The organism is Paraburkholderia ginsengiterrae (assembly GCF_001645125.1).
GTDB classification, from domain to species: Bacteria; Pseudomonadota; Gammaproteobacteria; order Burkholderiales; family Burkholderiaceae; genus Paraburkholderia; species Paraburkholderia ginsengiterrae.
This window is the reverse complement of record NZ_LXKA01000176.1, coordinates 94,817-117,304: the sequence shown is the minus strand read 5'-3', so window position 1 is coordinate 117,304 and position 22,488 is coordinate 94,817. Positions and strand designations below refer to the sequence as shown.

Annotated in this window: 21 protein-coding genes; 6 read left to right on the top strand and 15 right to left on the bottom strand. The window is 63.0% G+C overall.

Going from position 1 to position 22,488, the window contains the following annotated elements; translation table 11 throughout:
* Positions 1-37: 37 nt before the first annotated feature.
* Positions 38-1,954, bottom strand: coding sequence for an SMP-30/gluconolactonase/LRE family protein (locus A6V37_RS14185; protein WP_064286073.1), 1,917 nt, complete (start codon positions 1,952-1,954; stop codon positions 38-40).
* Between the two features lie 282 nt (positions 1,955-2,236).
* Between A6V37_RS14185 and A6V37_RS14180 the strand changes: the two genes are divergently transcribed.
* The gene (locus A6V37_RS14180; RefSeq protein ID WP_064265365.1) at positions 2,237-3,910 is read left to right on the top strand and encodes an FAD-dependent oxidoreductase; all 1,674 of its coding nucleotides are present in this window, start codon (positions 2,237-2,239) and stop codon (positions 3,908-3,910) included.
* 30 nt (positions 3,911-3,940) lie between these two features.
* Here A6V37_RS14180 and A6V37_RS14175 read toward each other — a convergent pair whose 3' ends face one another.
* The 4 genes from A6V37_RS14175 to A6V37_RS14165 are packed head-to-tail and all read right to left on the bottom strand — an operon-like array spanning position 3,941 to position 6,501.
* Positions 3,941-5,266, bottom strand: coding sequence for an ATP-binding protein (locus A6V37_RS14175; protein WP_064265363.1), 1,326 nt, complete (start codon positions 5,264-5,266; stop codon positions 3,941-3,943).
* The gene (locus A6V37_RS14170; protein WP_064265362.1) at positions 5,263-6,003 is read right to left on the bottom strand and encodes a response regulator; all 741 of its coding nucleotides are present in this window, start codon (positions 6,001-6,003) and stop codon (positions 5,263-5,265) included. The genes A6V37_RS14175 and A6V37_RS14170 overlap by 4 nt, the downstream gene beginning before the upstream one ends.
* Positions 6,004-6,010: 7 nt before the next feature.
* Entirely contained in the window at positions 6,011-6,133 is a 123-nt protein-coding gene (locus tag A6V37_RS42825; protein WP_278185255.1) for a hypothetical protein, read from the bottom strand.
* Positions 6,130-6,501 (bottom strand): GFA family protein, encoded by a 372-nt coding sequence (locus A6V37_RS14165; RefSeq protein WP_064265360.1) that lies wholly within the window; start codon positions 6,499-6,501, stop codon positions 6,130-6,132. Before A6V37_RS14165 ends, A6V37_RS42825 begins: the two co-directional genes overlap by 4 nt.
* 300 nt (positions 6,502-6,801) lie before the next feature.
* Here A6V37_RS14165 and A6V37_RS14160 point away from each other — a divergent pair, with 300 nt between their 5' ends.
* Both A6V37_RS14160 and A6V37_RS14155 read left to right on the top strand, forming a co-directional pair.
* Positions 6,802-7,281, top strand: a complete 480-nt coding sequence (locus A6V37_RS14160; RefSeq protein ID WP_064265503.1) for a thioredoxin family protein — start codon at positions 6,802-6,804, stop codon at positions 7,279-7,281.
* A gap of 211 nt (positions 7,282-7,492) precedes the next feature.
* Entirely contained in the window at positions 7,493-7,747 is a 255-nt protein-coding gene (locus tag A6V37_RS14155) for a DUF4148 domain-containing protein (RefSeq protein ID WP_064265358.1), read from the top strand.
* 133 nt (positions 7,748-7,880) lie between these two features.
* Here the strand turns inward: A6V37_RS14155 and A6V37_RS14150 are convergent, their stop codons facing one another.
* From A6V37_RS14150 to A6V37_RS14105, 10 genes are all read right to left on the bottom strand, one after another.
* Positions 7,881-8,390, bottom strand: coding sequence for a nucleoside deaminase (locus A6V37_RS14150; protein WP_064265355.1), 510 nt, complete (start codon positions 8,388-8,390; stop codon positions 7,881-7,883).
* A gap of 131 nt (positions 8,391-8,521) precedes the next feature.
* The gene (locus A6V37_RS14145; RefSeq protein WP_064265353.1) at positions 8,522-9,187 is read right to left on the bottom strand and encodes an OmpA family protein; all 666 of its coding nucleotides are present in this window, start codon (positions 9,185-9,187) and stop codon (positions 8,522-8,524) included.
* A gap of 15 nt (positions 9,188-9,202) precedes the next feature.
* The gene (locus A6V37_RS14140; protein WP_064265351.1) at positions 9,203-9,967 is read right to left on the bottom strand and encodes a flagellar motor protein; all 765 of its coding nucleotides are present in this window, start codon (positions 9,965-9,967) and stop codon (positions 9,203-9,205) included.
* A 33-nt stretch (positions 9,968-10,000) separates the two neighbouring features.
* Positions 10,001-11,245, bottom strand: coding sequence for a Crp/Fnr family transcriptional regulator (locus tag A6V37_RS14135; protein ID WP_064265349.1), 1,245 nt, complete (start codon positions 11,243-11,245; stop codon positions 10,001-10,003).
* Positions 11,246-11,523: 278 nt separating this feature from the next.
* The gene (locus tag A6V37_RS14130) at positions 11,524-12,024 is read right to left on the bottom strand and encodes a lysozyme inhibitor LprI family protein (RefSeq protein WP_131799794.1); all 501 of its coding nucleotides are present in this window, start codon (positions 12,022-12,024) and stop codon (positions 11,524-11,526) included.
* A gap of 315 nt (positions 12,025-12,339) precedes the next feature.
* Complete coding sequence (locus A6V37_RS14125) at positions 12,340-13,191, bottom strand: carbohydrate ABC transporter permease (RefSeq protein ID WP_064265345.1); 852 nt, start codon at positions 13,189-13,191, stop codon at positions 12,340-12,342.
* Positions 13,192-13,201: 10 nt separating this feature from the next.
* Complete coding sequence (locus A6V37_RS14120; protein WP_064265343.1) at positions 13,202-14,179, bottom strand: carbohydrate ABC transporter permease; 978 nt, start codon at positions 14,177-14,179, stop codon at positions 13,202-13,204.
* A gap of 153 nt (positions 14,180-14,332) precedes the next feature.
* Positions 14,333-15,586 carry an ABC transporter substrate-binding protein gene (locus tag A6V37_RS14115; protein WP_064265342.1) on the bottom strand — a complete coding sequence of 418 codons (1,254 nt, stop codon included), beginning with the start codon at positions 15,584-15,586 and terminating at the stop codon, positions 14,333-14,335.
* Positions 15,587-15,664: 78 nt separating this feature from the next.
* Positions 15,665-17,650, bottom strand: a complete 1,986-nt coding sequence (locus tag A6V37_RS14110; RefSeq protein WP_064286072.1) for a beta-galactosidase — start codon at positions 17,648-17,650, stop codon at positions 15,665-15,667.
* A gap of 11 nt (positions 17,651-17,661) precedes the next feature.
* On the bottom strand, positions 17,662-18,816 hold the full coding sequence (locus A6V37_RS14105; RefSeq protein ID WP_064265340.1) for an ABC transporter ATP-binding protein: 1,155 nt from the start codon (positions 18,814-18,816) through the stop codon (positions 17,662-17,664).
* A 192-nt stretch (positions 18,817-19,008) separates the two neighbouring features.
* On the opposite strand from A6V37_RS14105, the gene A6V37_RS14100 reads away from it, so the two are divergent.
* The 3 genes from A6V37_RS14100 (at position 19,009) to A6V37_RS14090 (ending at position 22,453) form a co-directional block, all read left to right on the top strand.
* Positions 19,009-20,046, top strand: coding sequence for a LacI family DNA-binding transcriptional regulator (locus A6V37_RS14100; RefSeq protein ID WP_064265339.1), 1,038 nt, complete (start codon positions 19,009-19,011; stop codon positions 20,044-20,046).
* 262 nt (positions 20,047-20,308) lie between these two features.
* Complete coding sequence (locus tag A6V37_RS14095) at positions 20,309-21,091, top strand: flagellar brake protein (protein ID WP_082902560.1); 783 nt, start codon at positions 20,309-20,311, stop codon at positions 21,089-21,091.
* Between the two features lie 357 nt (positions 21,092-21,448).
* A complete protein-coding gene (locus A6V37_RS14090; RefSeq protein ID WP_064265337.1) occupies positions 21,449-22,453 on the top strand; it encodes a sugar ABC transporter substrate-binding protein in 1,005 nt (334 codons plus the stop codon).
* Positions 22,454-22,488: the final 35 nt, after the last annotated feature.

The window sequence follows — 22,488 nt, the reverse complement described above, 5'->3', positions numbered from 1 at the left end:
TCCGATAGGGTGTCGGGCAATGACCCGGCGCGCAGGGTCAGGGCGTCCAGCGGTACACGACGATGCTGGAGCCGTTGTAGTTGTCTTTCGTAATCACGTACTCGCCCGCCGCGCGGAGATACGCCCGCAGACCGTACATCGAATCGACATCGTTGCCGACGTCCACGGTCCCCGGACTCGAGTTGGTCAGCGTGTTGTCGAGCTGGCCGGTGGTCAGATTGAAGGCGTCGATGTTGGGCACGGTATGCACGTAGCCGACGAACAGATAATTGCCCGCCGCCGTGATCGACTTGGGATTGGCGCTGGTCAGGTTGATCACCGGATTGGGCCGCGTGGTGTTGCCCGCGCTCCAGCCGTGATACACCTCGATGCGCGACTGCATGGCCGTCCAGTCCCAGCTGCCGGCAATGCCCTGCGCGAGGATCATCGTGTCGCTCTCCGGCAGGTAGATGATGCGCGTGAGCGGCCGGATGGTTTGCGGAATGGAGATCGTGACCGCCGACCCCCATGTGGGTTTGCCGGTGCCGTCGAAGCCGGTCATCGGGTAGTGGTATATGTGGTTCGTGCGGTCCAGGCCGGCCCACACGTCGCCCCGGCTATCGATGCAGAACCCGCCCGTGACCTGGCGGGTCGTATTGAACGCCGTTCCCGGAATCGATGCGTCCGGGATCGCGATGTAGCCGCTCGCCGGATTGAAATGGAAAAAGTAAAAAATGCCGGGGTTCTGTCCGGACGCCACGAGTATCCGGTTCCCGCCCACGGCAACCATCTGGCCAAAGTGCTCGTCGCGCTGCGTGTCACTCATGTTCAGGCGCGGATCGGACGGATACGTAAATGGATCGACCGTATTCGCGACGAAGGTGCCGCCCGCCGTGCCGGTGCAGATGTGGGCGCCGCTATAGAACAGCGTGGCGTCGGTGAGCGGGTCCGGCGCGGCGACCGCCTCGAAGTTGAGCGACTGAAGCTTCCACTGCAGGTTGCCGTTGCTGTCGTAGGCGTGAAGATCGGTGGCGCCGTTACGGCCCATATCCCAGGCGCCGCCCCACGGATTGTTGAGCACATACAGCGTTCCGGCCGCGTCCCTGCCGATGCCGACCACGCGCGTGAAACGCTTGTCGCCCACTTGTCCCTTGATGCCGGTAGTGGTGTCCAGATAGCCGCCCTGAATGCCGAACGTGCTGACGAGCGTGGGCGTGCCCGCGACGCTGTAGCGCTTGATGTTCATGTCGGGGCCCTGATCGCCGACCATGAGCTGCCCGGACGCGGCATCGAAATAGAGCGCGGACGGCCGCGATGCTGCGGGCATCTGAATCGTGTTCAGCAGCGCCCCGCCCGGACTGAATTCGACGATTGTCCCCGCGCCCTGCTGCGCGACCCACAGGTTGCCCGCGCTATCCAGTGCCAGCGCGCCGGGGCCCGTGACCTGGATATCCTGCTGCCAGACGCCGTCGGTCGTGTAGACCCGCACGCGATTACCGAAGAAGTCGCTCGCATACAGGAGCGAGCCCGCCGTCGCGAGACCGGTGATGACGTCGGCATGCTGAACGCTTGTCCATGTGCTGACGGGAATGATCAGATCGCGTGTCTGGGTGGCGCGGTTGTAGCGCCCGACCGAGCCGCTGCCGAACGACCGGTTGTACTGCAACGCCGCGAAAATCGACGTGGCATTGCCGGTAATCGCACTGCCCTGGAAATCCGCATGCGTGCCGATTGACCCGAGGCTCTGGCCGTTCTGGTAGATCGCGACGCCGCCCTCGTTCTCGTCCCACAGCGAAGCCGTGTAGATCACGCCTTCAGGTGCGACCCACATTGAGCGCGCGGTGTTGCCCACGTGGGTGGCGAGTGTGCCGTACGTATTGCCCAGCCAGTCGGTGGTGTATTGCGCGTGGCAGACCTGCGAAAACAGGGCGATGACCGCGCAAAGGAACGCGGCGAAGGTACGGCGCTTGACCATGAGTGATGCTCTCCAAACTAACATTGTTCGACAATGTACATCGCGAGATGTGAAAAGTCGGTGATTAGTATGAAGAAAACTTCATAGATCGCAACCGTATGCGAATGGAATACACGCTGTCCCTCCGCGCTTTCGCACTTTACCGGCGACGGAACTCTGGCGCACAATCTGTGAGGATATGACGGCTTGCCGTCTTTGACACTCAACCAGAAGGTCGCGCCGCGGCAGCATCCGGCAGCGAACTCCCCCGGCCGCAATCCGCGCCCTCCCTCGGAACACCCCATGAGCAAAATATCTTCAAGCCGGCCTGAAGACCTGGTGGTCGGCGGCAGCCGCCATCATCAGATTTTCCCAACGCTCGATGACAGGCAATTCGCAGTGCTGGAACGGTACGGCGAACGGCGCCGCCTGCACGCGGGCGACATCCTGTTCGCCGAAGGTGACCGGCACATTCCGATGTTCGCGATCGTCAGCGGCACCATCGAATCGTCGCGAGGCGCCGGCGACAAGCATCGCAAGCTCGGCGTGCACGGCCCCGGAAGCTTCACGGGCGAGGTCGGCACGCTCGCGGGCCGCGGCGCGGTCACCACGGCGCACGCCGCTTCGGACTGTGAAGTGATCGTGATCGACGAGGAATCGCTGCGCGCGCTCGTCACCGCGGAAGCGGAACTCAGCGAAACGATCATGCGCGCCTATATCCTGCGGCGCGTCGCCTTCATTCAGGATCAGCAGAGCGGCGTAGTGGTGATCGGCAGTTCGGCTTCGTGGCCCACGTTCGTCCTGCGGCATTTTTTGAGCCGCAACGCTCAGCCTTCCGCCTACTTCGACATCGTCGAGCACGAGGAAGCCAAAGCGCTGCTCGAGCGTCATGGTGCAACGGAAGCCGACATGCCGGTGGTCATCACGTTGCAAGGCCAGGTGCTGAAGCAGCCCACCAACCGGGCCGTGGCGGATGCGATCGGCCTGAGCCCCGACCGCCTGAATGGCGAGCACTTCGACCTGGTCGTGGTCGGCGCGGGACCGGCCGGGCTTGCCGCGGCGGTTTATGCCGCGTCTGAAGGATTGCGGGTCGCGGTGCTCGACACCAAGGCGCCGGGTGGCCAGGCCGGCACCAGTTCGAAGATTGAAAATTACTTCGGATTTCCGACCGGCATCTCGGGGCAAGCACTGGCCGGACGCGGCTTGTCCCAATGCCGCAAGTTCGGCGCGGAGGTCGGCGTTCCGATCGAAGTGCTCGGCATTGAATGCACGAACGCGCCGCCCTTCCATCTTCGCCTGAATTACGACGAGCACGTGTATGCCCGCGCCGTGGTGATCGCGACCGGGGCGCGTTATCGCAAGCCGGATCTGGCGCGTCTCGAAGAATTCCAGGGACGCGGCATTTACTACAGCGCAACGTTCATGGAAGCCGGGTTCTGCACCAACCAGGAACTGGTTATCGTCGGTGGAGGCAATTCAGCGGGACAGGCCGCGGTGTTCCTGTCGGGCTTCGCGCGGCACGTGCACATTGTGATTCGCGGCGAGGGACTCAACGCGAGCATGTCGAGTTATCTGATCCGGCGCATCGAAGCGGCAGCGAACGTCACGGTTCATGTGAAAACACAGATCGTCGAGTTGCAGGGCGAGGAGCACCTTGAATCGATCAAGTGGGACAGTCAGGGAACCATCGAAGAGAAGCCGATCCGTCATGTGTTCCTGTTTCTCGGCGCACAACCGAATACCGCGTGGCTCGGCGACTGCGTGGCGCTCGACAAGCACGGCTTTGTTCTCACGGGCCCCGATGCGGCCCACCAATGGACGTCGGATCGCCCGGCGCATTTTCTGGAGACGAGCCGCCCCGGCATTTTCGCGGTGGGCGACGTGCGCAGCGGCTCGGTGAAGCGCGTGGCGGCCGCCGTCGGAGAAGGCGCCGCCTCGATTCAATCGCTGCATCAGTATCTCGCGCTGGGTACGTGAGGCTGAAGGCGTGAGCCTCGAAGCGTGAGACTAGCGCTGGCGGCGGTTTCCCAACGTCAACCGGGCTTCCAGACCTCCACCGGGCCGATTGTGCAGCGTGAGCGTCGCGTCCAGCGCAATGGCAAGCTGCCGGGCAATGGCAAGACCCAGCCCGGTGCCGCCCGTATCGCGATTGCGCGATTCCTCGAGCCGCACGAACGGTTCGAACACCGCTTCCAGCGACTCCGCCGGGATGCCGGGGCCACGGTCGAGCACCGCGATCAGCGTCCGGCCGTCGTCGAGCGTGCTCGCCGTGACCTCCGCCGAGTCGCCGTACTTCAGCGCGTTGTCGACCAGATTGCCGAGTATGCGGCGCAGCGCTTGCGGACGCGTCACCAGCGACACGCCGAGCTGCCCCTGCAAACTGACGGGCTGACCGGCGTCGACATAGTCGCACACCAGGCTGTCGAGCAGCGCGTCGGGATCGACACGGACCGGCACTTCGGTCCCGCCGTGCAGCGTGCGCGCGTACGTCACGCCCTCTTTCACGAGGCTCTCCATTTCCTGCAGATCCTGGCGCAGCTTCGCGCCCTGCTCGTCGTCGTCCATCACGTCGACGCGCAGGCGCATCCGCGTAATCGGCGTCTGCAAGTCGTGCGAGATCGCCGCGAGAATCTGCATGCGCTCGGTCATGTACGTCGCGATCCGGTCCTGCATCGCGTTGAAGGCGCGCGCGGCGCGCGACACTTCCGACGGGCCGTCCTCCGGCAAGCGGGACGCCTTCAGATCAGGCCCAAGCGTATCCGCGGCGAGCGCGAGCTGATGCAGCGGCCGCGTGGCGAGCCGCACCGCCAGCCAGCAGCACGCGGCGAGCACCGCCAGTTGCACGATGAGCACGAACGGCAGCCAGCCCGACAGCGGCGCGCCCTGCATGGGCCGCATGTCGATGGTGAGCGGCGTGCCGTCGGTCAGTTTCAGATGAACCTGCAGGCGCTCCCGGTCGCCGGGGACGGCGTTCACCGTCAGCGGATAATGCGTGCCGATACTGTTCTCGATGGATTGCGCGAAGCGCGTGGACAACTGTGCGTCGACGGGTCCGCCCGTCACACCCGGCCCGAGAGTGAACTCGTAGCTGCGCCGCGCGAGCCGCGGCAACCATTGAGCGCGCTCGCTGGCGGGCAAATGATCGAGCAATGCCACCGAACTGGTCACTTCGCGCCCGACGTAACCCATCATCACGTTGGTCATGCTCTGGTCGCGCTCCGTCATGGTGAGCCAGAACGACAGCGTCTGCGCCAGCGCCAGACTCACGAACAGAATCAGCGCGAGCCGCGCGAACAGCGTGCGCGGCCAATGCAGCCACGACCATGCCTTCATTCCGGCTCCCCAATGGCGGTCACCGCCGCGGAGAACACATAGCCCTCGCTGCGTAGGGTCTTGATGTAACGCGGCTCACGCGCTTCGTCGCGCAGGCGCTGGCGCAGACGGCTCACCAGCAGGTCGATCGAACGGTCGAACTGATCGGCCTGGCGGCCCTGCGTCAGATTGAGCAGTTGATCGCGCGTCAAGACCCGCTGCGGGTTATCGAGGAACACGCGCAGCAAGCGGTACTCGGCGCCGCTCAGCGCGACCATGGTGCCTTCGGCGTCCAGCAGATGGCGCGCGGTGGTGTCGAGGCGCCAGTCGCCAAACACCAGCATCGGCGCCGATTCCGTCACTTCCATGCCGGGCGGCAGCATGCGGGTGCGGCGCAGCACGGAGCGAATGCGCGCGAGCAGTTCGCGCACGGCGAACGGTTTGGTCAGGTAGTCGTCGGCGCCCATCTCCAGACCAACGATCCGGTCTGCTTCCTCGTCGCGGGCGGTCAGCATCAACACCGGCACCGCGCGGAACTTGCCGGCGCGCAACTCGCGGCATAGCACCAGACCGTCCTCGCCCGGCATCATCAGGTCCAGCACGATCAGATCGGGCGCGCCCTGCTCCAGCGCGGCACGCATCTGCCGCCCGTTGGCGGCGAGCGTCACCCGCATGCCGTTCTTCTCGAGATAGCCCGCGAGCAGTTCGCGGATGCCGCGGTCGTCGTCGACGATCAGTACGTGGTCAGTGGTTTCCATCAAGGTCTCATCTCTTTCGGCGTTTGAGCTCCGCCCGGCTCGAAGAAATCAGCGAACAGTGCACCGGATGCGCGAGTTCGGCGGCGAATCCGCCGGTCACGAAGACGAGAATGGCCAGCAGGCGTTTCATGCGTCCTCCACCACGGACAGGCTGGCGCCGTTTGCCACTTCGGCTTCCAGGCTATAGGGGTCGACACCCTCCAGGCAACCGATGTTGACGCGCCACTGCTGCGGGTCCTTACGCGGCCGATGAAACGGATAAATGCCGCAATGCTTGCAGAAGTAGTGCCGGGCTGTCTTCGTATTGAACTGGTAAAGCGTCAGCGCGTCTTCGCCGCTGAGAATCGTCAGTTGGCTGGCGGGAACGAGCGGCGTCATCAACGCCCCTTTACGCCTGCAGAGGCTGCAGTTGCAGCGCTGGGCCGGGACGATCGCAGCTCGAAGTTCGAATTTGACGGCCCCGCAGTGGCAGGACCCTTGCAGCTTGTCGGCGCTCATGGAGTTCTCCGTGTTTGGCAATGCCTGCTTTATAGCGCGGCTCGCACGGTGAATTGTGTCGCAGTGTATCTGGAGCTTGTACAGATACACAACATTGCATCCGCGCAGTGTAGCCGACACAAGCCAGATACCTGAGGACGCTCCAATAGGGTCATTCGCGGCACACGCCCGAACCGCCTCGAACCACCGCTTCCTCGACCTCACTCAAAGGAGTCTGACATGCTCTCCAATTTAAAACTCAAAGTTCTTGCCGGCGGTGCCCTGGTTGCCGCCGCTGCGGCAACCGGCATCGCGGCCGCCATGTCGGGGGGCACCGCCACCGTTGACCGCCCGCTCACCAACGCGTCCGCGCCCGAACTCACCGGTATTTCGAACTGGATCAACAGCGATCCGCTGACCCTGCAGCAGCTGCGCGGCAAGGTGGTGCTGGTCGACTTCTGGACCTATACCTGCATCAACTGCATCAACACGCTGCCTTACGTGAAGAGCTGGAATGAGAAATACAAGGACCAGGGACTGACGGTGATCGGCGTGCACACGCCCGAGTACCCGTTCGAGCGCGACACCGGCAACGTGAAGACCGCCGTCAAGCGCTTCGGCATCACCTACCCGGTGGCACAGGACAACAGCTACGCCACGTGGCGCGCCTACGGCAACGAGTACTGGCCGGCGTTCTATCTGATCGACAAGACAGGGAAGATCGTCTACACGCATTTCGGCGAAGGCGACTATGCGAAGACCGAAGCGGAAATTCAGACCTTGCTTGCGCAAAAGGGCTAGGAACCGCTTCGTATCGGAATGTATCCGCGGTGACGGGCGATACACAACATTGCAAATCGCCCGTTTCCCGACACATGCCAGATACGCCCGCGCGGTTCAATGTATCAACGCCGCTTCATTGAAGCAATTGCATCGCAGCAGACCCCCGTTGGCTTCTGCTCACACTTGCGGATTGGCGGGCGCCACTATCCAACCGTTCCAGGAGAATGACATGAAAGTTTCCATGATTGCTTTGACCTTCGCAGCTCTCACGATCGGCGGCGTTGCTCATGCGGCCAATCCGGCGGCCGACCAGGCTGGCGCCCTCGCGAAGAACGCGGCGACGCAAGTGGTGCAGACGCAATGGTCCGTAGACTCGGCCAGCGCCGCGCCGAAGACGCGCGCGCAGGTTCGTCAGGAACTCGCGCAAGCGGAGAAAGGCGGCCAGCTTGCCCGCCTGAATCAGGAACTGTATTCGGGTAGCTGATTGCCCGCACGGCGCGGATCGTTGCCGAACGCATGACACGTGGTACGTCCCGCATCGCGCGGGGGGCTGGCAACAGCCTCCCGCGCTTTGCGCTTCATAGGGCGCTTTTTTGCAGGTGGCGTTTCTACAGTTTCTACACCCAGAAGCCGATATGGGATTGCGCCGCTTCATCCTCCAGCAACGGACCCACCACTTCGACATGCCGCTGGCCGCGTACGAAGACTTCCCGACATGGCAGCGAGAAAGTCGGATTCTCCGGATGATCTCCCGTGAGACCCAGCAAGCGGTGCTCAGAGAGCGCGTACACCACTCTGCCGATATTGCACCAGTAGATCGCGCCCGAGCACATACAGCAAGGCTCAGCGCTCGTGTAAAGCGTGCATTTCGCGAGTTCCTCGGGTGAGAGCAAGCGCGCGGCCATCGCCGCGGCTCGCAGCTCGGCATGCTGCGTCGGGTCGCCTTCGGGCGGCATCGAATTATTTCCCGCCTTGGCCACGATTTCGCCGCGCTCATTGGCAACGATCGCCGCAAACGGATGGCGGCCGTTCTGTTTCGATTCCTCTGCCAATTCGATTGTCGCCCGCAACAGCGACAGATCCGTTTCCGACAGATTCGACGCGGTAGATCCGGCTTCTATGCTCATGATCCGACTCCTTCCTGAGATGGGGCTAGAGAGCGCCGGACACTCGCCAGGCGCTACTCCCTCAATCAGCGTGAAATGTTCGCCCGGGTAGTCAAGCCCGTCAAGGACGATGTGGATCTGGGAATTGCGGCTCAGTACTCGACAAGAATGGTCACGCGCCGGTTCGCGGCGCGCGCCGTTGCGTCGTCGCCGATAATCAAGGGGAAATTGTCGGCACGGCCGATGGCGGCCATTCTGTGCGCTTCGATGCCTTTATCCGCAAAGTAGCGAACCACCGCCCCTGCCCTCGCCGACGACAGTTCCCAATTCGATTCGTATTTTGCCGTGGCAATGGGCACGTTGTCAGTGTGCCCTTCCACGAGGATATTGTTCTTCGAACCGTCGCGCAGCACGCCGGCAATCTGGGTCAGCACGCCGAACGATTCCGGCAGGAGCCGCGCGTCACCGGAGTTGAAGAGAATTTTCGCGTTGATGGCGATTTCAACGCCTTGAGCCGCATTCGAAATCGTGATCTCGCGGTTGCCGCGAAGCGGCTCCAGCGAAGCAAGAAGGTGTTTCTTCGCGGCATCCGGTGCGGCGGCCGCTTCCTTCACGGAGTGATGCTCGAGCGTCCTCATTTCGAGCTCGCGGTTTTTCGCCAGCTGGAGCGAATAGAGCGCGAGGAACAACACCATCAGCGTGGTGATCAGGTCTGCGTAGGAAATCAGCCAGCGGCCGGACTGCTCCTCGCCTTCGTCGGCCTCCGCGTGGCCGGCCTTGTCCGCCGTGAGGCGCTTGCTACCCGAGGAGATACTCATAACTGAAAAGTCTCTTTATCCCAGCAATTCAGCCGATCTTTCCCGCACATCGCCCGCCAGCCGGGTCTCGATGGTATGGGGCGATTCCTTGCGCGAGATGGCAAGCAGGCCGTCGAGATAGAGCCGCCTGAAGCGCAATTCGCTATCCACCTGAGCCCGGATCTTGCCGTACAGCGGCAGAAACACCAGATTCGCGAGAGCAAGGCCGTACAGCGTTGCCACGAAAGCGGTGGCGATGCCTTGCCCGAGTTGCGCGGGCTCGAGCATATGGCCAGTGACCTGAATCAGCCCGAGCACCGCGCCCAGAATGCCGAACGTGGGTGCGTACCCCCCCGCCTGCTGCCAGATCCGCGCGGCGGCCATGTGATTGCGCTCGTAGGCATCCAGCTCTCGCTGCAGGGCGTCTTCGAGTACCGCCGTCGACACGCCGTTTGCCAGCAATTCCAGACCTCGTTTGGCAAACGGGTTTATACCGCCCGCCTCGATCGACTCGAACGCGAGCAGGCCGTTCAGCTTGGCCTGATCACCCCATTCGAGCAGCACGGAGAGGCTCTCGCGGTCGACCTGCCGCGCCGTCAGGAAAGCCAGGCGCAGTTGCTTGACGCCATCGGAAAACCTCGCCCAGGTGTTCTGGATCATCACCGCGCCGAGGGTGCCGCCGAGCACGACGACGAGCGCCTGCAACTGAAACAGCGATGCGAAGTGTCCGCCTTCAAGCGCGAAACCCGCCACGATGGCCGACACACCAAACACCGCGCCAAATAGCGTCAAAAGATCCATACGTCCTCCCGAATGACCGCACGCGCCGTCGCGTCAGACATTCAGATTGGAAAGCGGCGCTGCAGTGGCCGCGGGAGACTTGATTGCTCGCACGGTCTCGAGGAATCGCTCTTCGATCTCCGCAATCTCGAGCGGATCGATCTTGATCTCGCGGCGCATGACCCACGAGACTTCTTTCTTCCTCGCCTCGGTCATCACCGACAGCAGGCGCTCGGCAACCGGCTGGCCCGTCAATGCGGAAAGCAGTTTTGCGAGCTCATACGTGTCGAACGCGCTCACGGCCTCGAACAAGGTTCGCTGGTCGACGAACTCCAGATCGTCGATCGTTTTCAGGTCGCTGAGACCGCGGGTGGTGCGGCGCGAAAAATAGCTGATGCCCTTTTCCTCGACGTAATTCAACACCTTGGTCTTGCGGAACGCGAACAGGTCCTCGGCGATTTCAGCGTGTGACAGCTTGTTCAGAATCACTTTCTTTTCGACGCCGATCAGCGCTTCCAGATCGTCCAGCTCGATCAGTTCCAGTTCACTGCTGATGGAAAGATCGAGGTCGTGGTCCGCCACCTGCTGAGCCCGCTCCGTGATCCGCACGGGATCGAACGTGACCAGTTGGCGGCCCGTCGCGCCGTCCTGCGCCGAATAGCGTGCCGACGTGGTGCTGGGGCGATCGGAGCGGCCGGGTTCGAGCGAAACCAGATTGAGCTTCTCCATGCGCTTGAGCATGGCCATCACATGCGGACGTGAATGACCGGCAATCGCATTGCACTTCTTGATCACTTCGGGCAACGGCACCGACACCTCTTCGCCTTGCGCACGGCGCATGCGGTTATCCATCCGATCAGCGGAATCGCCTCCCGCCATCAACGAAAGAACATGCGCGTACGAAACGACACCGGGCAAGAAATCAGCGTGCGTGTTGGTGGCGAGAATATCGTCCTTCTTCTTCACCCGCCGGATCATGGTGCGCACGATATGGCGAAGCAACGGCGAGACCCGCTCCAGTTCGTCCTCAACGACGCTCGCCGCGATGACGGTCAACTGACAGAAGCTGAGCGCCTTCGCGGTATGCGAGCGCGGCTCGGGCGGCAGCAAGGCCGCTTCGCCGAAAAACTCGCCCTTGCCCAGGGTGGCGAGAATCACTTTCTTCTCGTCGCATTGAGTGGAGATTTCGACTTTGCCATCTGCAATGACGTAGACGACGGCGTCGCCCGCGAAGCCTTCCGAATAGATGACTTCGCCCGGAGCCGCTGCGCGCGACCATGGCGATCGTTGTTGATTCACGATTGATTCCCCCGAATTGCGTATTCCTCGTTCAGCGCACGCCTTGCTTAAGGCTTGAGCATGTCCGATGGCCCAGACTTATTTGCCTAGATAACGACATGCAAAACGCAAACCTTTAACAAAAGCAATCGTCAGACCTAATTGCGCAAACGTTTGACAGCCTTGCTGGACAAGGCTTTGCGGGATTTCAATTTGGACGGGGGAGGCTCGGCGCGGCAAGACGGTTGAGCTGAATCGCGTACTGCCGAAAGGCCGCGCGGAGGGCACTTGCAATGCGGTTACCGCGCACTCGCCGTCGTCGCATTCACCACTGAATCGCCTTTCATCTTCCTGACCGCATCCGCCGCCGAAGGCGCGAGATTCTGTTTGACCAGTGACGCTTCGAAGGCTTCGCGGCGCGCATGTTTCGCCTGCTCAAAGTCGGCGTCCAGTTCCGCGATACGGCGGTCGTACCAGCCCTTCACGCAGGCTGCATCGGTGCAATTGTGCTGGCGCCAGAGCCATTGCTGGGTGCGTGCCGATTCGAGCGCCGCGGTGTCGAGCGTCGTGTCCTTCGCGTGTTGCCAGGAGGCGGCGAGGCGGTCGTCGAGCGCCGACAGCGCGGGATCATTGCAGACGATCTTTTCCGACGCAGACATCTTGCTCGTGCATTTGAAACTGACTGCGGACGCCTCCAGCGGCAGCGTGGCGCCTGCGGCCAGCATGCCGATCGACAGCAATGCGGCCGGCTGCACGAGGCATTCAAGGGTGCGGAAGAAAACAGTGTGGATAGTGGACATACCGGGCCTTTGTTCAGGGAAGTAACCGGGCTGGGACATAGCGGGGCAATGCCGCGGCCCGCCTTCATGCGTTCAGGGATGCGATCCCTGTGCAGCAGGATAGTGCGGGCTAGATTGCGCGATGACGGGAGAAGGCGCCGTGATTCAAAGGTGCTTACACGGTATTTCCGCGTCTTGCACGGAATGCACGTAACGCACGTATTGCAGCAGTTGCCGGTTGCCCATCGGCCAGGCGACACGCAAAAAAAAGCCCGCATTACGCGGGCAAACTTCTCTACTTAACACGCAACCGAACGCACCGGAACCATCACCACCTCAGCCTTTCGTCGCCCCGAACGTCAACCCGGCCACGAAGTGCTTCTGCATCGCGAAGAACATCGCCACCGACGGCAAAGCCGCCAGAATCGAGCCGGCGGAAACCAGATTCCACGCGGTCGTCCACTGCCCTTTCAGCGCAGCCACGCCCACGGTAATCGGCGCGGCATCGTCGCCTTGAGTCAGGCACAGTGCCCAGAAGTAGTCGTTCCAGACAAACGTAAACACGAGAATCGCCAATGCGGCGAGCGCGGGCCGGATCAACGGCAGCACGATCCGGAAGAACACCGTCCATTCATTCGCACCTTCGATCCGCGCCGCTTCGACCAGTTCGAACGGCAACTGCTTGATGAAGTTGCGCAGAAACAGCGCGCAAAATCCGGTCTGAAACGACACATGAAACAGAATCAGCGCACTGACCGTATTGAACAGACCGAGTTGCAAGGACAGATCCCGCACCGGAATCATCAACACCTGCACCGGCACGAAGTTCCCTGCCACGAACGTCGCGAACAAGGTCGAGTTGCCGCGAAAGCGGTAGATCGCCAATGCGAATCCGGCCATCGCCGCCAACGCGATCGATCCAACCACGGCGGGCACCGTAATCAGCACGCTGTTCCAGAAGTAATGCAGCATCGGCGAGGTGGTAAGCGCCTCGCGATAGTTGTCGAACATCGCGAAGTGCTTCGGCCATCCCCAGTAATTGCCTTCGCTCAACTCTTCGGTCGAACGTACGGACGTGATGAGCACGGCGATCATCGGCAGCAGCCAGATCAGCAGCGCGATCGGCAAGGTCAGCTTGTACGCGCGGCGGTTGGCTGGTTTCCATTTGTCGATGGGAATCGGAAACATGGTCGGCTCCTTATTGCTCGGCGCGCAGCATCCGCCGCAAGTGATAAACGATGTACACCAGCATGATCGCGAACAGCACGACCGCCACCGCCGCCGAATAACCAATGCGGTAGTACTTGATCGCCTGGTCGTACATGTAATACGCGAGCACGGTCGAACTCTCGAACGGACCGCCGCCCGTCATCACGGAGATCAGATCGAAACTGCGCAACGCGCCGATGATGGTGACGACGATCGCCATGAACGTGGTGGGCCGCAGTTGCGGCAGGATCACGTGCCACAGCATGGACCAGCCGCGCGCGCCTTCCATGCGCGCGGCTTCGATCTGCTCGGCGTTCAGCGACGTGAGTCCGGTCAGATAGAGAATCATGCAATAGGCGGTTTGCGGCCAAAGTGCTGCAAATACGATCCCCAGCGTCGCGTAGCGCGCGTCGCCGAGCACGGGTACGCCATGGCCGAGAATCATCGCGAGCAGGCCGAAGGTCGGGTCGTAGAACCACGAGAAGATCAGGCCGACCACCACGCCCGACAACACGAACGGCGCAAAGAACAGCGATTTGACGATGCGGATGCCGGCCACCGCCTGATTCAGGTACAACGCGACGGCAAGCCCCATTGGCGGAGCGAGCAGGAACAGCAGCAGCCAGATGAGGTTGTTCTTGAGCGCTGTGTAGAACGTCTGCGTATGGAACAACTCGATGTAGTTCGCGAGGCCGACGAACGACGGTTCGGTCATGCCGTCCCAGTTGAAGAAGCTCAAGCGGATGGTCGAGAGGATCGGGCACACGACGTAGACGGCCACCATCACGCAGGCCGGCGCAAGGAACAGGAACGCGGCACGCCGCTGGCGGCGCGCCGTGGGCGACGGGCCGCGCCGCCGCGTTCCCGCGGGCGAGCCGCCGCGCAATGCGCCGCCTGGCGCGGGCACGCCCGGGCCACCGGGTTCGGCGGGACCGCCGACGGTGTGGCGGGTGACGGAATGCGACACGATAAGTCTCCTGTCGACTGGAGTTCGCGCTTTAGCGCGCTACTCCAGTCCCATGCAGCTTGCTGCGGTCCCAGAGTTGGCACTTTAGTGCCTTACTCTGGTCCCATGCAACCTGTTGCCGAGTAATCAGGCGGCCACCCGGCCGCCCCCCACTCACTTCTTGTAGATCCGCTTACGCGTCTGCTCCAGCTGCGCGAGCACCTCATCCAGCTTCGTAGGATCGGCGATGAACTGCTGCATCCCCTTCATCCCTTCATCGGCCATTTCCTTGGTCATATCGCGATCATAGAACTGCGCGATGCCGCCCTTGGTGTTCGACAGAATCTGGAAGCCGATCTTGGAGATAGGATCCTCCGGTTCCGGCGACTTGCTGTTCGCCGACAGCGAGCCCAGGCCAGTTGCGAGCTTCGCGCCGATCTCCGGCGTCTCGACAAACGCGAGGAACGCATGGGCGTCCGCCTTGTTCTTCGCTTTCGACGGAATATGCAGCGACTCGACCGGTCCATCCTCGGCGGTCGGCACGTTCGCGTCGATGATCGGGAACTGGAAATAGCCCATTTCCGGTTTCACGTTCGGCGGAAAGCCGGCCGTGATGAAGGTGCCCATCAGCATCATCGCGGCTTTGCCCTGGAACAGGAACGGCTGCACCGCATCCAGATCGTAGGAGAGCGAATTGTCGATAAAGTAACCCGCGTCGATCAGCTGCTTCCACGCCGTGTACACCTTCTTCACGCGCGGATCGGTATAGGCAATATCGCCCGCCATCAGTTTCTGATGGAACGCGTTGCCGTTCAAACGCAGGTCCAGATAGTCGAACCAGCCGGCCAGCGTCCAGGCATCGCGCCCCGCGACGGCAATCGGCGTTATGCCGGCGGCTTTCAGCTTCTTGCAGGCGTCGAGAAACTGATCCCACGTTTTCGGTTCGGCGCTAATGCCGACCTTCTGAAACAGATCCTTGCGATAGAACATGCCCCACGAGTAGTAAACCGTCGGGGCAGCGTACTGCTTGCCCTTATACGACGACGCCTCCTTGGTGGACGCATACATGTCGTTCCAGCCATTCTTCGCCCAATCGCCGCTCAGATCTTCGAACAGGCCGCGCTGCGCGTAATACGCCATCCGTTCGCCGTCGTGCCAGTTGACGACATCGGGCGCGACCGTGGAGAGCCAGCCAGGCAACTGCACCTTGTAGGCTTCTTCGTCGACAAACGACACCTTCACGTCGACGCCGGGATGCGTCTTCTTGAAGTCGTCGATGACCGATTGCCAGACCGCGCGCTGGCTTGCGCCCTTGAATGCGATATTGACCGCGAGCGTGCCGGCCTGCGCCGTGCTGACGACGGAGGTCCCCGCAGCCGCCGCGGCGAGCGCGAGTGCCAACAGAATCTTGCGTGGTTTCAGCTTCATGTTGCCTGTCTCCTATATGCCTTGATTTTGCGTCGTTGTCGTTACTGCGTGGAATTCGCCGGCCAACACATCAGGCCGTCATGTGGATTGGTAGACGGATACGCCCTGTGGTTCGACCGCACGCGAGCCGATCACGAAAGCATCGTCGGCTACCTCGGTGAGCGTGTGGGTTTCGTGGCCGTAGTTGAAGACGTAGGTCAGCGCGCCGCGGCGGCTGATCCGCACGGAATCGCCAAGCGGCAGTGTCCCGAGGCCGGCCTCCCGCGCGATCAGCCCGAACAGCGGCCCGGTGAGCGCGTCGTCGAACAGGCTCGCGAGGTAGTGAAACGCGCCGCTTCGCACATACGCGGGATGGCCGTCCGCGAAACGGGCACGCACGTCGAGCGAAGCCGCCGCGTCACCTTCGATGAAATCGCGCCAGTGACGCGCGAAGCCGTCAGCGCCGCTCGCGTCCTGGCTGTCCTCGAGCCGCACCGCTTCCGTCACGTTCGGCCGCATCGACTCGACGCGCCAGACGCGCAGCGGCAACACCGAGGCCAGCGCGCCAGGCGGCAGGTTCGCGGGAATCTGCAGATCCGCGGTCTTCGAACCGGTGCGCGGACCCAATACCACCTGCGCGCCCGAGTCGGCCAGCCGCGCGCCAAAATCGGCCGGCACGACCGGCAGCGGCGGCACCACGATCAGGCTGTAGCCATCGAGCGGCGCGTCGACCGGCACGATATCCACGTCGAGCCCGAGCGAGCGCAGCGCCGAGTAGTACTCGAAGGCGAAACGCGGATAGTGAAAGTCCGCCCCCTGCGGATGAATCTCGAACAGCCACTTCGCTTCATAGTCGTACACGAGCGCGACTTTCGAACGAATCGCGGCGTTGGCATCGGCATTCGCGGCGAGTACCTTGCCGATCTCGCCCGCGACCTGCGCAGCCTCATTGCCGCCCACGTCGAGCCGGTTATCGGGCGTGTTCAGTCCCGCATGCATCTGTTCCTGCGCGAACGGCGCCTGACGCCAGCGGAAATACGACACGCAGCCCGCGCCATGCGCGAAGGCCTCCCAGCTCCACAGCCGCACCATGCCCGGCAACGGCGCCGGATTCCACTGCGCCCAGTTTACCGGCCCCGGCTGCTGCTCCATCACCCAGAACGGCAGCTTCGACATGCCGCGATAAACGTCGTGATTGAAAGACGCGAAGTCGGGATGGCCGCTGCGCAGCCAGCGTGCCTTGATCTCCGGCGCGAACCATTGTTCTTCGAGCGCGCCGAGCGGGTAGCTGTCCCACGCCGCCACGTCGAGATCGGCGGAGACCTTGTAGTGATCGAACTCCGTGAACAGCTGCATGAAGTTGTGCGCGACCGGCCGCCCCGGCGAATGCGCGCGGATGATCTCGACCTGCATGCGGTTATAGCGCGCCACCTCGTCGGAAGCGAAGCGCCGGTAATCGAGACGGTGCGATGGATGCGCTTCGGTCACTGTCGCCACCGGCGCGTCGATCTCGTCGAAACTGCGGTACTCCATGCTCCAGAACACCGTGCCCCATGCGCGGTTCAATGCGTCCACGGTCTGATAACGCGCCTTCAGCCATTCACGAAAGCGGCCGACGGCCGCTGGCGAATAACTCACCACCGTGTGATGGCAGCCGAATTCGTTATCCGTCTGCCAGTAAGCGACCGCCGGATGCTTGCCGTAGCGCTCGGCCACCGCCGTGCAGATCCGCTGCGACGCGGCGAAATACGCCGGCGACGAGAAGTCGTAATGACGGCGCGAACCGAAAGCTCGCGCACGCCCATCCGCGCCGATCGGCAGAATGTCGGGATGACGGTCGATCAGCCACTTGGGCGGCGTCGCGGTCGGCGTGCACATCACCACTTGCAGCCCGGCCGCGCCCAATACGTCGATGGAACGATCGAGCCAGCCCCAATCGTACTCACCCGGCGTGGGTTCGATCCGGCTCCACGCAAATTCAGCAATCCGAACCTGTTCGATGCCGAGTGCCTTCATGCGACGAGCGTCGTCTTCCCACATCGACTCCGGCCAGTGTTCCGGGTAATAGCAGACTCCAAGGCGCATCCGATTGTCCTCTAGGCGTAGTGTTCGGCGGATTCGAGCGAGGCGGCGGCGAAGCCGTCCTCGGTAAACAAATGGCAAGCGAGACGGTGCACACGCAAGCTCGCGCGCTCACCGGGCGCGAGGCGCGTATTGCCGGGCGCTTTGGCGACCAGCACGGCGCCGCCGGGCTGATCGAGGTGGACGTAACTGTGCTCGCCGAGCTGTTCGACGAGGGACACGGTGCGAGTCAATACACCGTCTTCAGCGTCGGCCGACGACGCGTCGGCAAACTCCAGGTGCTCAGGCCGCACGCCGAACGTGACAGGCTGCGCGATCTGCAGCCCTGCCCCGCTCACCGGCACCCGCACGCTTTCTCCGGTGTGATCGAGCGTGACGGTCACGCCTTGCGCATCCACCGACGCCACTCTCCCAGGCAGAAAATTCATGCGCGGCGAGCCGATGAAGCCGGCAACGAAACGGCTCTTCGGACGGTGATACAGCTCGAGCGGCGCGCCGATCTGTGCGATGCTGCCGTAGCGCTCGGTGTCCTTGCCCGCATGCAGCAACACGATCTTGTCGGCGAGCGTCATCGCTTCGATCTGATCGTGCGTCACGTAGACCACGCTCGCTTTGGCAAACTGCTTGTGCAGGCGCGCGATCTCGACGCGGGTTTGCCCACGCAGCGTGGCATCCAGATTGGAGAGCGGTTCGTCGAACAGAAAGACGCCCGGCTCGCGCACAATGGCCCGGCCGATCGCCACGCGCTGGCGCTGACCGCCCGAGAGCGCCTTGGGCCGGCGCTCGAGCAACGCTTCCAGTTGCAGGATGCGGGCGGCTTCACGCACCCGGCGGTCGATTTCGTCTTTGGATGTTTTGGCGAGCTTCAGACCGAATGCCATGTTCTCGAACACGGTCATGTGCGGAAACAGCGCATAGCTCTGAAACACCATCGCCACGCCGCGTTGCGCGGCGGGCACGTCGTTGACGATGCGCCCGCCAATCGACAGGTCGCCGTCGCTCACGTCTTCAAGGCCGGCGATCATGCGCAGCAAGGTGGATTTGCCGCACCCGGACGGACCGAGGAACACGCAGAACTCGTTCTCGCCAATCTCGAGATCGACGTTGCGGATCACCGGCGCGCCGTCGCCATATGCCTTCTGCACGCCTCTTAACGAAATACTCGCCATCGCATCGACTCCGTGATCTAATCGGCTCGATGTCGGAGATTAAGCGCTTAATCAGCCGGGCCGAAAAAATCGACCGCGTGCGATCGTTGGGCCTGACCTGTCTCCGATATCGTTTTGTCTGTGCGACAGATGGTGCCGCGCCTTGGGCCGCGATGCAAATGTCGGACAGTCGTCCCATATATTGAAAATGCCATGCCCACACTCAGCGAAGTCGCGCGTCATGCCGGCGTCACCCCCGCTACGGTGTCCAATGTGCTGCGCAATCGCGGCCGGGTCGGCGCGACGACGCGGCAGCGCGTGCTCGATGCCGTACAGGCGCTCGGCTACCGCCCGCATCTCGCCGCCCGCGCGCTCGCTGAGGGCCGCGCGCCGACGCTCGCGTTGATGGTGTCGAGCATCGCCAATCCGTTCTATCCCGAGTTCGCCCTCGCCGTCGAACGCGCGGCGCGTACGAGCGGCCACTTCGTGATCATCTGCAATACGAACGAAGATCCGCTGAGCGGCCGCGCGTATCTCGAACAGATAGCGGGGACGCTTTCCGAAGGCGTGCTCGTGACGAACGCGAATCTCGACTTCGCCGACCTGCACACCACCGAAGCGCGCGGTACGCCGGTCGTGCTGTGCATGTGGGAACGGCCGGCAGAACCGCCGGGGCTGCCGTGCGTCGCGGTGGATTTCCGGCGCGCGGGCGAATTGGCCGGCCTGCATCTGCTGGAACTCGGCCATCGGCGCATCGGCGCGATTGTCGGCAGCAAGGCGTCGGGCATTCACGCGGCCCGTTATGAAGGTTTTGTCGACGCCTTGCGCACCGCCGGCGTGCCCAAAGCGCGAGTCAAGCACGCGGCCGACACCATACAAGGCGGCTATGCGGCAGCGCGCGCGCTGCTGGAAAGCGATCCGAAGCTCACCGCGATCTTCGCGACCAACAACCTGCCCGCGCTCGGCGCAATGCATGCCGCCGCCGATCTTGGCCTGAACGTACCGGCGGACCTGTCCGTGATCGGCATCACCGACATCCAGCTCGCACGCGAGTCGCGCCCCGCGTTGACCACGGTAGCCGTGCCAACAGTCGAAGTCGCCGAACTGGCGGTGACGCTGTTGCGCGAGCTGATCGAGTCGTCGTACGGCCAGCAGGCGGCGGGACGCGGCACGGCACGCGTGCCGATGCGGACCGCCTCGTCACCCGAACTGGTTGTACGCGCCTCCACCGGCGCGCCGCGTTCGCGGTGATGTGACCGTAACAGGCTCGCGCACGTTACGTAGCGAGCCCCGCCTTCTGCCCCCTTCGTCCCAGCCGCCTTTCTGGCGTAGCGCCCGCCAATGCCCGTAGCAAAAGGGTTTGGCGGCCGCGGCGCCGCGTCCCGTCATCGATCCATGCAGTTGGCACGGTCCCTGCAATAAGGCTAGCAAAGGCCGAGCGCCGGCATGCCATCCAGGCTGCCCGCGCTCCCCCAACCGGCCAGGCCAAGGCCCCATACGCATGGATAGAACAATGATTGCCGATCTTCTGCCAGATACCGCATTCGCCGATATTGCCGACGCCGCCGAACTGCCCCACGACGCCGATGCGAACTTCGTGCAACGCCACCCCCTGCAAATCGCCGTTTGCCTGCGCAAGCTGGTGGCTGGACAAGACTTCGTGACAGTGGAATTCAACGGACGGCAAATCGTCACGCAAGTGCTCGACGTCGACTCGCGCAACGCGCGCTTCGTCTTCGACGCCAGCAGCATGGCCGACGGCAATTACGCACTGCCTGCTGCGCGCCAGTTGATCTTTCGCAGCCTGCCTGGTGGCATCCGCACCGAGTTCATGACGCTCAATGCCAACCCGATCGCGTTCGAAGGACAGCCGGCCTTCGAGGCGCCGTTCCCGGCCCTCCTCTACTACGTTCAGCGCCGCGAATTCTTCCGCGTGCAGACGCCTGTGCTCGACCCCTACGTCGCGAGCGGCCCGTATGCGGACGGCGGCTCGTTCCGGCTGGAATTGCAGGACCTGTCGCTCGGCGGCATCGCCTTGAAAACCGCCGACGAACGTTTCGCTTCGCTTGAAAGCGGCACGGTGCTGCGCGACGTCGTGCTGCAACTCGGCAGCTTCGGCACACTGCGGCTCGATCTGGAAATCGTCGCACCGCGCCGGCTGAGCATGCCGAATGGCGAGCGGCGCTTCGTGGTCGGCTGCAAGTTCGTGGCAACGCCGGGACCGGCCGAGCGGACCTTGCAACGCGTCGTCACGCAGCTCGAGACGAAGCGGCAAGCGCTGATACCCCGGCGCTAAGTCCACCCGGCCTTCAAGTCACGGTCGCACGACACGAGCCAGGATTTTCCCCAAGCCCCGGCGCTCGATCACCCCTCGCATTACACCGCCCAGGCCCCGTCACGCAAGGCTCGCCGCCTTCTGACGGGGTGCCGCGTTGCGTCGTCATTGGCAATCGCTGCCTTGACGGGCGCCGTTGCGCCTGCTGTACTAATTCAACCAAAATGAATTAGATAGCCTGAAACGCGGTTCATCCGATCTGCTTCGAACCGCCCTCATCACTCATCAGGCCGCACACCGGGTTGCCCGCGCGCAGCGTTCGCGTGGACCACCGCCAGCAGTTCCTAACGTCGTTGTCAAAAACCGGAGGAGCGTCCCATGAATCTGAATTCCCGCAGGCATCCCGCCGCCAGGACCGTCGTGTCGATGTGTGTAGCCGGCCTGGCGGTATGGTGTGCGAGCGCGAGCCAGGCGGCCGACCAGCCTGTCATCGGTCTCATCACCAAGACCGACACCAATCCATTCTTCGTGAAGATGAAACAGGGTGCCGAAGCGGCCGCCTCGAAAGACGGCGCGAAGCTGCTCACCGCGGCCGGGAAGTTCGACGGTGACAACGCCAGCCAGGTCACCGCGATCGAAAACATGATGACGGCCGGCGCCAAAGCGATTCTGATCACGCCGAGCGACACCAAGGCCATCGTGCCGAGCATCAGGAAGGCACGTGCCGCCGGCGTGATGGTGGTCGCGCTCGACACGCCGACCGATCCGCAGGACGCCACCGACGCCCTCTTCGCCACCGACAACTTCAAGGCCGGCGTGCTGATCGGCAAATATGCGAAGGCCGCGCTGAACGGCAAGCCCGCGAAGATCGCCACGCTCGATCTCGCGCCCGGCGTATCGGTCGGCGTGCTGCGTCATAACGGCTTTCTGGAAGGCTTCGGCGTGAAGGAAGGCGATCCGGCGGTGGTCTGCAGCCAGGACACCCGCGGCGATCAGGCGAAGGGGCAGACGGCGATGGAAAACTGCCTGCAGAAGGCGCCCGACATCAACGTGGTCTACACGATCAACGAACCGGCCGCGGCGGGTGCTTACCGTGCGCTCAAGGCGGCGGGCAAGGACAAGAACGTGATGATCGTGTCGATCGACGGCGGCTGTGAAGGCGTGCGCAACGTCAATGCCGGCGCGATTGCCGCGACCTCGCAGCAGTATCCGCTCAAGATGGCCGCACTCGGCGTGACGGCAGGTGTCGACTACGCGAAGACGGGCAAGAAAGTCTCCGGCTATCAGGACACGGGCGTGACCCTGATCACCGACAGGCCGATGTCCAGCGTCGACAGCAAGGATACGAAGTTCGGCCTCGACAACTGCTGGGGCAACAAGTAACCCGTGCGGTGCGGCGACCGGAGCCTGGTGCGCAA